Annotated in this window: 11 protein-coding genes and 1 rRNA gene; 7 read left to right on the top strand and 5 right to left on the bottom strand. The window is 54.4% G+C overall.

The window, feature by feature from the left end; translation table 11 throughout:
• Positions 1 to 4: 4 nt before the first annotated feature.
• Positions 5 to 460, bottom strand: coding sequence for an SMI1/KNR4 family protein (locus E5K02_RS15200; RefSeq protein ID WP_135395942.1), 456 nt, complete (start codon positions 458 to 460; stop codon positions 5 to 7).
• Positions 461 to 901: 441 nt separating this feature from the next.
• On the opposite strand from E5K02_RS15200, the gene E5K02_RS15205 reads away from it, so the two are divergent.
• On the top strand, positions 902 to 1,504 hold the full coding sequence (locus tag E5K02_RS15205) for an Hsp20/alpha crystallin family protein (protein ID WP_135395944.1): 603 nt from the start codon (positions 902 to 904) through the stop codon (positions 1,502 to 1,504).
• A gap of 97 nt (positions 1,505 to 1,601) precedes the next feature.
• On the opposite strand, the gene E5K02_RS15210 is transcribed toward E5K02_RS15205, so the two are convergent.
• Positions 1,602 to 2,003, bottom strand: coding sequence for a nuclear transport factor 2 family protein (locus E5K02_RS15210; protein WP_135395946.1), 402 nt, complete (start codon positions 2,001 to 2,003; stop codon positions 1,602 to 1,604).
• Between the two features lie 232 nt (positions 2,004 to 2,235).
• On the opposite strand from E5K02_RS15210, the gene E5K02_RS15215 reads away from it, so the two are divergent.
• The 5 genes from E5K02_RS15215 to E5K02_RS15235 all read left to right on the top strand — a co-directional run bounded on the left by E5K02_RS15215 (position 2,236) and on the right by E5K02_RS15235 (position 6,173).
• Positions 2,236 to 3,222: a pectinesterase family protein gene (locus E5K02_RS15215; protein ID WP_135395948.1), complete on the top strand. Its 987-nt coding sequence runs from the start codon at positions 2,236 to 2,238 to the stop codon at positions 3,220 to 3,222.
• 128 nt (positions 3,223 to 3,350) lie between these two features.
• Positions 3,351 to 3,920, top strand: coding sequence for a GNAT family N-acetyltransferase (locus E5K02_RS15220; RefSeq protein ID WP_135395950.1), 570 nt, complete (start codon positions 3,351 to 3,353; stop codon positions 3,918 to 3,920).
• 56 nt (positions 3,921 to 3,976) lie between these two features.
• Complete coding sequence (locus E5K02_RS15225) at positions 3,977 to 4,261, top strand: hypothetical protein (protein WP_135395952.1); 285 nt, start codon at positions 3,977 to 3,979, stop codon at positions 4,259 to 4,261.
• Between the two features lie 14 nt (positions 4,262 to 4,275).
• Positions 4,276 to 4,860 carry a GNAT family N-acetyltransferase gene (locus tag E5K02_RS15230; RefSeq protein ID WP_135395954.1) on the top strand — a complete coding sequence of 195 codons (585 nt, stop codon included), beginning with the start codon at positions 4,276 to 4,278 and terminating at the stop codon, positions 4,858 to 4,860.
• Positions 4,861 to 4,928: 68 nt separating this feature from the next.
• A complete protein-coding gene (locus E5K02_RS15235) occupies positions 4,929 to 6,173 on the top strand; it encodes a TPM domain-containing protein (RefSeq protein ID WP_135395956.1) in 1,245 nt (414 codons plus the stop codon).
• A gap of 153 nt (positions 6,174 to 6,326) precedes the next feature.
• On the opposite strand, the gene E5K02_RS15240 is transcribed toward E5K02_RS15235, so the two are convergent.
• From E5K02_RS15240 to E5K02_RS15250, 3 genes are all read right to left on the bottom strand, one after another.
• Positions 6,327 to 7,985, bottom strand: a complete 1,659-nt coding sequence (locus tag E5K02_RS15240; protein ID WP_135395958.1) for an MFS transporter — start codon at positions 7,983 to 7,985, stop codon at positions 6,327 to 6,329.
• 693 nt (positions 7,986 to 8,678) lie between these two features.
• Positions 8,679 to 9,080, bottom strand: coding sequence for a nuclear transport factor 2 family protein (locus tag E5K02_RS15245; RefSeq protein WP_167856422.1), 402 nt, complete (start codon positions 9,078 to 9,080; stop codon positions 8,679 to 8,681).
• A gap of 284 nt (positions 9,081 to 9,364) precedes the next feature.
• Positions 9,365 to 9,646, bottom strand: a complete 282-nt coding sequence (locus tag E5K02_RS15250) for a hypothetical protein (RefSeq protein WP_135395962.1) — start codon at positions 9,644 to 9,646, stop codon at positions 9,365 to 9,367.
• A gap of 1,318 nt (positions 9,647 to 10,964) precedes the next feature.
• Here E5K02_RS15250 and E5K02_RS15255 point away from each other — a divergent pair.
• A 16S ribosomal RNA gene (locus E5K02_RS15255) occupies positions 10,965 to 11,038 on the top strand; the annotation flags it as partial.

Raw genomic sequence — 11,038 nt, forward strand, 5'->3', positions numbered from 1 at the left:
CATCTTAACAGAATACGCCAAGTGCTTCCAGACGAGCATCTATCTGAGCCTCGACACAGGCCGAAAAAGTCGCGTAAGCGAGTTGCCAGCCCCGGATGGCCTCGGGTTCTACAAACAGGTACACGGCCGGATCATCTCCGGTGGTAAGGTCCAGGGCATACATCGAATAGTTCTGGTGCGTCAGAAACACCAAGAAGCTGCCCGGCAGCGGTGCTTGCCCGCAACGCGCCAGAATGTCCCGGGCCTCCTGCTGCAACTCGGGTAGTAGGCTGGCCGCCGTACAGTCCTCGCAAAACAGGTGGCCGGCTTCTTCACCCGCAAAAATCAGGTACTCGCCGTACGCTTCCGGAAAACGGATACCCAGTTGCTGCTCAAGGGCACGGACGGTTTGCGCGGTGCAGCCCACAAAAGGACCTTGCACAAAGCCAATGTATTCGTAGAAACGCTTCAAATAGAACATAGACAACCGCGTAAGAAGTAATGATAAACGCTAGCTGGTCCAGTAGCTACAGGCTCGACAGAGTGCCCACGCAGTGGCCCGGCCGCGCACAGCACCGGATGAACTTCAGAAAAGCTTGGCTTAGCAAGCGCAAAGAATTACTAACTGGTAAGGCACTAAAGCGGGGCTAGCCCCCATAAAACTGTACTAGCTGGTACGCCGATACTGGACTGACACGCCCAAGCGGCCAAAGGATGCATGCCGGGTGCAAAACCGGGCCGCACGCGCCCCTGCCCGGGTGCTTCGGGCCCCGAAGCCCCGAGCAGGGGCGCGTGCTGGGCAGGCCAGCCAATAAGTGCACCCACAAGCTCCAAAAGCTGTTTTCGGATGAAACCCACCTTTTTTTGGCTTCGTATGGAAGCGCGCTTGTGTTTGTTTGTTTCACCTCAACCTTTCACAATCATGGCTATCCAGAAGTATCAGGATTCGTTTTCGGATCTGACCTCCTCGAGCTTCAGCACGATGCTCGACCGGTTCTTCAATGATTCACTGGCGTCGCGGGGCCGCGTAAATAGTTTCTCGCCCCACGTGGATGCCTACGAAACGGAGAAGAGTTATGAGATTGAAGCTGCTTTGCCGGGCCTCAAGCGGGAAGACATTAAAGTGGATTTCCACCAAGGCCGCCTGACCATTGCCGGTGAGCGACGCTTCCGTAACGAGCAGAACGAGCGGCGCTACCACGTGGTAGAAAGTTCTTATGGCTCGTTCCAACGGTCTTTCCAACTGCCCGATACGGTGGAGGCAACCGGCATTCAGGCCTCGTTTGAAGATGGTCTGCTGCGCGTAAGTGTGCCCAAAGACGAGCAAAAGACCCGCCGCCACCAGATCGAGGTGCGCGGAAACCAGCCAAACCACTCCGGCCAGATGTCGGCCCGTGTAGGCCAGGAAGCTACTGATGTTGCGGTTCAGACGACGGGCCCGGCGGCCTCTAGTCCCGCACAGGACTCAGCCTCCTTACCTGGTGGTAAGCCAAGCAAGGCCCGTAGCAACGGCGTCACGGCTTAGCCCTGCTTCGGGTATCTGCCATAAAAAAGCCTTCCTAGTACTAGGAAGGCTTTTTTATGGCAGATAGCGCAAGGTACTTGCCTATTGGCTCAGCGCGTTAGAACGGCTCGTAGCAAGGGTAGCGCCGCTGCCGAAAAATCTGGCCGTCTTTAAACTCGAAAATCAGGCTGAGCTGAGCCGAAAGCCGCTGTCCACGGGTAAACGGTCCTACGTCACTGATGACGGTGGCCTGCCACACTCCTTCTACTACTACGCTGCCGTCGGCACAGGGCTGGGTGCTGCTCACATCGAAGCGGGAATCTTGCAGCAGTTCACGCCCGATGCGGAGGTTGTCCAGAATCTCAGTGAAGGAACGGTGTTGTATGCTTTTGTACAGCAGGTTGGGAAACTCTGTCTGTATCACGTCCGGATGCAGCACGGCGGCATAGGCCGTCGGGGCTGTTTCGAAGGCATCAACTAAGCTGAAATAGGTGGTAATAAGGGCGAGTTGCTCTTTCATGGAGAGTGGCTATAGGAAGCTACCAAGATAGAATAAGATCATAGGAAATCCCGTCGGCACCAATTCTAGCAGGGGCTTTTTTTACTCGACGATTGATTTTGCTCGAACTTTCTTTTCTCCTATTTTGCACACATAATCCTGTTCTGGCGTCTGCTGGCGCTTTACTATCTACCTATCCTGCAACCCTCTTTTTCCATCGTCATGCTTTTTATTCTCCACCCGCTTATCTCACATGAAAAAGCTTTTACTCGTTTGGTTGCTTCTGCTCTCTACTGTTGGCTTTGCCCAAACTAATCAAGTCGTCGTTGCCCAAGATGGCAGCGGTACCTACCGCACCGTGCAGGCGGCGCTAGATGCGGTACCCAAAAACAATTCGTCGCCTATTACCATCCTCATTAAAAAGGGTACTTACAAGGAAAAGCTTAACCTGGCCAAAAAGCAGAATTTCGTGAGGTTGCTGGGCGAGGACCTGGAGCAAACTATCCTGGTTTACGATGATTATAACGGCCGGCAAGTAGACGGCGCCGAGCCCCTGGGCACTTCTGAGGCCGCTAGCTTCCGCGTTTTTGGCAACAACTTCACTGCCGAGAATATCACTTTTCAAAACTCGGCCGGTTTGCTAGGCCAGGCCCCGGCCATGTGGGTGTACGGCGACAAAGCCCGCTTCGTAAACTGCCGCTTCCTGGGGTTTCGCGACACCCTCTACACCTACGGGTACGGTAGCCGCCAATTCTACAAGAACTGCTACATAGAAGGTACCACTGATTTTATTCTGGGCGCCGCCACGGCGTGGTTCGAAGACTGCACCCTGTTCTGCAAGCCCAAAGGTACCTGCATGACCGCCGCTTCCACCCCCGACAGCATTGCCTTTGGCTACGTGTTCCAGCGCTGTAAAATTGTGGGTGATGCCCCCGAAGAATCCTACTTTCTGGGCCGGCCGTGGAAACCAGCGGCCAAGACTGTCTTTCTCAACTGTGAAATGAGCAATATCATCAAAGCCAAAGGCTGGGACCACTGGGGCAAGGAAGACAACAAACAAGAAGCTTTTTTTGCCGAGTACAAGTCGAAGGGGCCCGGGGCAGGCGCCAAAAACCGTACTTCCTGGTCGCGGCAGCTGAATGCGGATCAAGCTGCTTTCTACAATTACGAGACTGCGCTTCGTGGCTGGAACCCGTTGGCAGAAGAAGCCACCATGCCGGCTGTAACCACAACGAAATAAGTTTTTTCGTCTTACCTACCCAACCCGACGCTCTGGCTTCCCGGCCGGAGCGTCGTTTATTTTGGCCCCAGCTCCCCCGCTGGCTACGCTATATTTGCCACTGCTTCTATTCAGCCGTATAGCCTGCCATGATTCCCCTGATTACCCATACGCCCCGCCTCACGCTGATTGCCGCCAGCCGCGCCCTGCTTACGGCGGAGGTGCACAAACCCCACTACTTTCCGGTGCTGCTCGGGGCCGCGCTTCCCTCCGATTGGCCCCCGGGTGAATACGATTTAGCCACCATGCGCCATTTTCTGGAGCAGCTTACGGCGGGTGGCCGCACGGCGGCGGGTTGGTATGGGTGGTATGCCCTGCGCAAAGCCACCGATGCGTCGCCTACTACGCTGGTTGGGGCGGGAGGATTTCTGGGCCCACCCGATGCGGCCGGCACCGCCGAAATTAGCTACTCGGTAGCGGCCGACTGGCGCCGGCAGGGCTTGGCGACGGAACTCGTAGCTGGACTTGTGCAGCAAGCTGCGCATACGGGTCTGGTTCGCCGCTTGGTAGCCCACACCCAGCCTGATAATGCGGGAGCCCAGCGGGTACTGCGGCGCAATGGGTTTGTACTGGTAGGCTCCGTTGCGGATGGCCGCCTACAGTTCGAGCGGCCCGTTGAAGCCCAAGAGCCGCCGGTGAATACCAGCATTCTGCGCTAACGAAAGCTTGGCGCCGCTTTTCTCCTGCCCTACATTCACCTCTTCATACGGTACCCATGTCAGAGGAAATACTACGTTTAGTGCACCAGGCGCATGCGCTAACAGAGCAGTCGGCCGCCACTGAAACCGACTATTGGCAGCGTAAAAAGATGATTCTGGCTGATTTGTCTCTGCATCTGGTGCAGGCCGCGCTTCGCCAGGAGCGCCCCGATGCCCAGGAACTGAAGCGCTACCTGTTTTCAGTTCTGACGGTGGCCGACGGCTTTCTGGACGACGTGGAGCTAAAGCCCATGGCGGAAGTGCTGCTCCGTGCGGCCACCCCCGGACAACTACCCCAGTAAAGTCCTTGCTGGCCATGCTCAATATCCAGTTTACGCCTTTTCCGGTGCTACGCACCCAGCGACTTACCCTGCGGCAGCTAACGGCCGCCGATGCCCCCATCATCCAGTTCTTTCGCTCCGACGCAGATTTCCTGCGCTACATTCCTCGGCCAAAAGAGCCGACTCTGGAACAGGCTCATCAGCATCTACGCTTGCTCGAAGATCTGCGAATTGGCAATGAGGGCGTTACGTGGGGCTTGAGCCGGGATGGGGAGCCAGGCTTGCTGGGTATCATTTGCCTATGGAATCTGGAGCCAGCCCACCACCGGGCCGAAGTGGGTTACGGACTACGCCCGGAATTTACCAAACAAGGCTACATGAGCGAAGCCCTGGCAGCCGTAATAGACTATAGCTTCACCCAGCTCCGGCTGCACAGCCTCGAAGCGCAAGTTGATCCGGCCAACGCAGCCTCTATCCAGTTGCTGGAAAAGCACGGGTTTGTACGGGAAGCTTACTTTCGCGAGAAGTACTGTTTTCAGGGCCGGTTTCTGGACTCGGCAGTGTATTCTTGCTTGGCTCCGCAGCGCGCGGCGGGTAGCTCCGCCTTGGCCCCGGCATGACCTCTTGAGCAGCTGGCTCGTAGAAGAGAAGTAAAACTGATGCATCCGTCCACTTTACTTCTCTCGCCATGCACCGCCTTTTTCTATTCTTCTTTCTGTTTGTCTCAGTTGGCCTAGGGCTGCCCGCGGGAGCCGCGCCAGCAGATGAACTTCCTGCTCGCCCTTCGCCCTTCCGCTTTGTCAACGACCAAGCGCAGCTGCTAACGGAGGCAAACGTGAAAACCCTCGAAAACGGGCTGCGGCGCTACGCCGACAATACGGGCACTCAGATAGTGGTCGTAACGGTGCCCACGCTGGGCGGCCGCGACGTCGCCGACTATGGCCGGGCGCTGGGCGAGGCCTGGGGTATTGGGCAACGCGACAAAAACAACGGTATAGTACTGTTGCTCAGTGGGCAGGAGCGCAAAGTAACTATCCAGGCGGGCTCAGGGCTGCGGAGCGCTATTACGCCCGAGCTAACGGCCCGCGTCATTAACCAGGATATGACGCCCCGCTTCAAGCAAGGCAACTACTTTGCGGGACTTCGGGCTGGCCTCAATACCCTGATGCTGGCTGCCAACCCCGAATCGAACCCGCGCAACAACCAACCGGCCACAGCCTCCGAGCCCCTGGCCGGAACCGGTGGGGCGGCTACAAATCCTGATCTGAACTCGGATATACCGGCCGCTGCCGCGCCCCAGCCAGCCCCTGCGGCCCCAGTAACCCCGGCAGAGCCTGAGTCTTCGGGCTTGGGCATGGGTACCCTGGCAATAGGAGCCTTACTGATTGGTGGCATAATCTGGCTGATTACCCGAATGTTTCGCCGTCGTAGCGCTGCTCCGGCCCCAGCAGCAGGTCCCGTACCCAGTAGTGCCCCCGACTTTTTGCCCAACCGCTCGACTGGCCCTTATAACCAGGGTGGTCAACAAGCGGCGCCCGACTTTCTGCCCAATCGTGCGGGTGGAGGCGGCCTGGGCAGCGGAATGGGCGGCGTGCTGATGACCGGGGCCGCTGCTGCTGCCGGGGCGTATCTGGGCAACCGCATGGCTTCCGGCCACGATACCCCCCATCAGGGCGAACCTCTCAACCCGGACAACCCGGCACCCTCCCTAGGCTACGGAGCAGCCGGCCCGGCTACCAGTGGTGGCTTCCCAGCCCTGGACAACTCCGGTACTAACGACGCAGCGGCCCCCGACTATTTCTCTGAGGATGCTGCCGACGCCTCACCCGACTATTTTTCGTCTGATGACAGCTCTTCCTACGATGACTCTTCTTCGGACGACGTGGGTGGAGGCGGCTTCGACGACCCGAACAACAACAGTGGTTCGTGGTAACTTGTTGAGCCAAAAGACTAGGCCTAACATTCTGACTTTACGGGAGGTGCGCAGTATTCTGGTCGGCTACTTGGGCTGCTATACCAGGGCTGGCGCACCTCTTTGGTATTTCTGTAGTACCACGTTAGTAGGTAAGGGCTTCGGCAGGAGAGCTTACTGTTGGCCTTCCATAGTTTCAAAGGGCGTGGCTACTTCTATATTGGGGGTTTTGGGAAACGCCAGGAAATGCGTCACGCGCGGAGCTTCTGCCCCCGTGTGAAACTGCCGCACCTGGGCCTCTACCACCTGGTCTTCCCGAGTGAAGCGGTGGTGCTGGCGCTGGTGCTCACCCCAAGTAGCCACCGAGTAAAACTCCGTAATACGCGTTGGATGCGCTACATCAATAAATACTCCGGCCCGTAAGGCTCCGTCCCGCAGCCGTAAGCGCGTCAGGCGGGCCGCCGCCTGACGAAAGGCCGGTAAGTCGGCAGCCGCTACCTCATATTGAATCATAATCATCACCGGTCCATCATCCGGGTCAATGGAGCCCTGCACGGCCGGGTCGGGCCAATGCTCGGCCGGCGCCAGATCCAGCCCCTCTGCCGAGCGCATCGGGAAGGGAATGGCCAACGCCATGCTAAGCAACATCCACACTGCCGCGCCAAGTAAAGAGTGTTCTAAGCTAACCCGGTCGACTAGCTCACCCCACACGATGCTGCCTATCGAAAGACCCGCCTGAAACACCAGCATGTACATACTCACCACCCGAGCCTGTACCCACTTTGGCACGTGCAGCTGCACACTGGTACTAAAGCTGGTCATCACCATCAGCCAAGCCAAGCCCGACATAAACATAACCGGGTACAGCCAGTAAGCCTGGGTTATGAGCGCTAAACCAATATTGGTACCGACGAAGCCCAAGCTACCCAGCAGCACCCGCTGATTAAAGTTAAGCCGGTTGCCGGCCCGCCCCATCAGCAAGGCCCCCGTTATCGCTCCGGCTCCCAGCCAGGAGAGCATAACTCCATAAGTGCCTGAACTTAAGTGCAGCTTACGGTCTACTACCACCGAAAGCAGCCCCCACATGGCGCTGGCCCCGAAAGCAAAGGCAAATGTGCGAAAGAGCACTGCGTAAATGGTAGGCGAGTACTGCACATACCGCAAGCCGGCCCGCAGTGCCCCCGTAAAGTTCTCAGCGGGCCCACTGGTCACATCCTCGCTGCGCTTCCAGGTATATATCACCACGTAAGTGCCCAGAAAGGAAAACCCGTTCAGCAAAAACACCCATCCTGGCGAGTAATAGGCAATAATAACCCCGCCGACAGCGGGCCCTATTGCCCGGGCAATGTTGTTGCTTACCCCGTTGAGGGTAATAGCCGACGGCAATACCGGTCTTGGTACCAGTTCCGTTGTCACCGTCTGCCACACCGGGGCGTTGATGGCTCCGCCAATACCAAGCAGAAAGGTAAAAGCCAGCACTCCCAACGCCGAAATCTGGTTCATCAGGGTCAGGGCCCCCAGACCAAACGCGACCATACCCATAAACCCCTGGGTAAGCAGCAGTAGCTTTCGCCGGTCAATCAGGTCGGCCATGGCTCCAGCGGGCATACTTAATAAGAAGGCGGGCAAGCTGGTCGCGGTTTGCATCAAAGCCACTAACAGCGCTGATGTTGTCATTGTAGTGACCAACCATACCCCCGCCACGTTCTGCATCCAGGTGCCGATGTTGGATACAACCGACGCAATCCAAATAGCTCGAAACAGAGAGTATGTAAAAGGTGACCAGAGCGTCGCCCCAGTATCTAGGCTTGCTCCAGGGGAACTATCACGCATAGGTTTGAACAGGCAAGGCCTTCTGGAAAGAAAAATCCTTGTACCAAAGTTGTAAGCAAGGGTACCAACCCTCAAGTTGGCCTCCTTTATTCAGATAATCGTCGTTGATTCGATGAGCAGTACCCAGTCCCCGATAAACGCGTCAGCCGCACTTTCCTCTTACGGAAAATGCGGCTGACGTGCAGAAAAGCTTTGCTAAAGAGTTCCTCTTATTGGTTGCGCGTTGGCGGATCTACAGTAATTACGCCTTTGCGCGGAGTGGCTTGCATCTTCCGCTTGGCTTTGCGACGGGCAGCCCAGCGCTTAAAGAACCCTGGCTTACGGTGTTTTTTGCGGCCTTTGTAGCGCTTGTAGTTCGGACGCGGAATCGGCCGCGCTTCTACACTTGCCTCGGTAGTAGCCGGGGCGCTTATTGGTTCAGCTACTGCCGACCCAGGCTCAACTAGGGTCAGAAGAACAAGCATGAGAGAGAGGAAGAGTTTGTACATAACGCAGAAGAGAAAATGGTTTTACGCTTCGCACAAACAACCTGAACAGTAAATTCTGCCTGTTCACAAACCTTGTTGAGCGAGTTCCCCACTTTCCCTAGCGAATACTATACCAGTCTGAAAATGGTGTTTTTATCAAACGCAAAAAAGTTCATCAAGGATTCGGTTACTGCTAACTATTAGCGGCTCTCTGCAGAACATCGCTTTAAACGTGGTCATAGCAAGCATAGGTACGCTGCTGAATAATCTTGTTGTCGCGCAGCTCAAATAACACACAGAACTGGGCCGAGAGTTTTTGTCCCCGCACCATGGATCCTATATCGGTAGCCAGCGTAGCGTGCCAGTAGCCCTCCACGATGATACTATTGTCGGCACATACCTGTGCTTTCTGCATTTCAAAACGCGGATTTACCATTAGCTCCCGCCCAGCCCGAATATGTTCAATGATATCATCGAACGACCGCCGCTGCAGGGTTCTATTCATCAGATTGGGATATTCAATCTGCTCTACCTCAGCGTGCAGCACATCGGCATAGGCGGCCGGGTCTATTTCCAGCGCTTCGCTTAGATTCAAAAAGGTGGTGACGGTATTCAGTTGCTCAGGCATAGAACGGGTAGAAAACACTTGGAGTAGAACCCCAAGATAGAACATGAGAAGGCTTTTCGCATATGGCCCTGACAAACCTCGACTACCAAGAAAGGCAGTTGGAACGGACCTACTGTTTTTTACTTTATACTACCACTTGAGGTTCCGTTAGTTAACACCAAAAAACACTAGCCGACCCATGTCAAGCTACTGGCCCGTTGGGCTTTCAATAGTTTGACGTAGATCGGCCAGTGCTTGGCGCAACACGTTGTCCGAAAAGCTCGGAATGAGCCCTCGGCAGAATTCTACTTGTTACGAGTTGGTTTTTCGACTCGAATCACTGGATTCATTTTGCGCTTACGCTTACGCATGGCCTTGCGGCGCAACGACCACCGTTTGAATACACCCAGTTTCTTAGCCTTATGACGGCTATTGCCGCGATAAGCTTTGTAGTTAGGGCGGGGCACCTTGTTGTTTTCCACCAGTTCAGGCCGTACAGCAAATGCGTCGGCAGGTGCAGCTTGAGTCGCTTGTGGCTCAAGTAAGCACATGAAGGCACAGAGGAGAATGAGTATTGTTTTGTACATAGCTAAGATGAAAATGTTGAAAGATCAGTTACACCATCCCAATACATTAATCAAGTCCTATTTTATAAGGCTTTGACAACTCTAAATTAAGATTACCGCCGATTAATATCCTAATTAGCGATAATAAATATTTTACTTATCAAATAAACACAAATTGCTCTTTTCTAAGTCTACACTTACCAGCCATCCGGTAGCGTAGCAGCCATCAGATATCAAAACACCGTATGCAGTAGAGCCAACAAGTGCACGTCCCAACAAGCTGTAAACTAGCCCTACAGGCAGGTCTTGCTCTCACCGAAGCATCAGGTCAGCACTCAAGTATTCAGGACTTGATTATTGTAAGCTCATCTGTTCAATCGAAGCTCTCATCCCAACTATTCCCTACTTCACCCTAACCTGCGGCTAATTACTCGTGGCTTCGTAGTTATCGTTCCTCCAGGGCCTAATATCCACCGCTGTTCTTTCTAATAAGATCAGGCCTTTCTATATAAAGAGCAGATTACAGCATGAGTCGAGGATAAGGCTCTTATATAAGAGAAAGGAATCATGTAGCTGAGGAAGCGTCCTTACTATATGGCATGAGTTTATACCTAATAGTAGTGTACTCCTATCCACGCTCACCAGTACACCAAGCTTACCTTCCTCAATTGCGGGCTGATGCTCCAGCGTCCTACCCGTAAAAATTATCAACTCTGGAACTATCCCTGCCTCCCTAACGGTTACATCACTCGCTAGGCTAACAGTACCCCTTCTTCACTGGCGTATAGTGTAGCCCTATTACTTTAAAGGAGCTTACTACCACATAGGTGCAAGGAGAAGCTGCATGTTGAAAGTTTTTTTCTTTAGGCCTTGCAAACTAAAAATCTCCTCTTACCTTTGCAGTCCCAAATCGAGTGGAGGCGGGCTACGAACAACGAAGAAAAAAGTTTTCTAAGTTGTTTGGAAAGTAAAAAGAAAGGTTCTTACCTTTGCAGCCCGCTTCGAGAGGAAGCGGAGTAGCTTACAGAAACAAGAGCGAGAGTCGAAAAATAAATTTTCACTTTCACTTGCGAATCGAAAAAGGCTTCGTACCTTTGCCACCCCGAACGGAACGCCGCTCGGCGGAGAGAAAGGGAAAAGCAGCTGACTTGGTCAGCGCATGGTTTCAGCAACAGGCTGAGGCACACGTTCTTTGAATAGTTGGAAATGACAAATAGGTAAGTCTTTTCTCTGGTAACAGAGGAGAGCAAAACAAGCGACAACGAACGAGACTTTCTCGTTAGACAAGTCGGATCAGCACTCGACATCAGCTAGCTTTCGAGCTAGTGTAGGAATTTATACAATGGAGAGTTTGATCCTGGCTCAGGATGAACGCTAGCGGCAGGCCTAATACATGCAAGTCGAACGCGGGGT

Origin of the sequence: Hymenobacter metallicola (genome assembly GCF_004745645.1) — a bacterium.
In the GTDB taxonomy this organism is placed as follows: domain Bacteria; phylum Bacteroidota; class Bacteroidia; order Cytophagales; family Hymenobacteraceae; genus Hymenobacter; species Hymenobacter metallicola.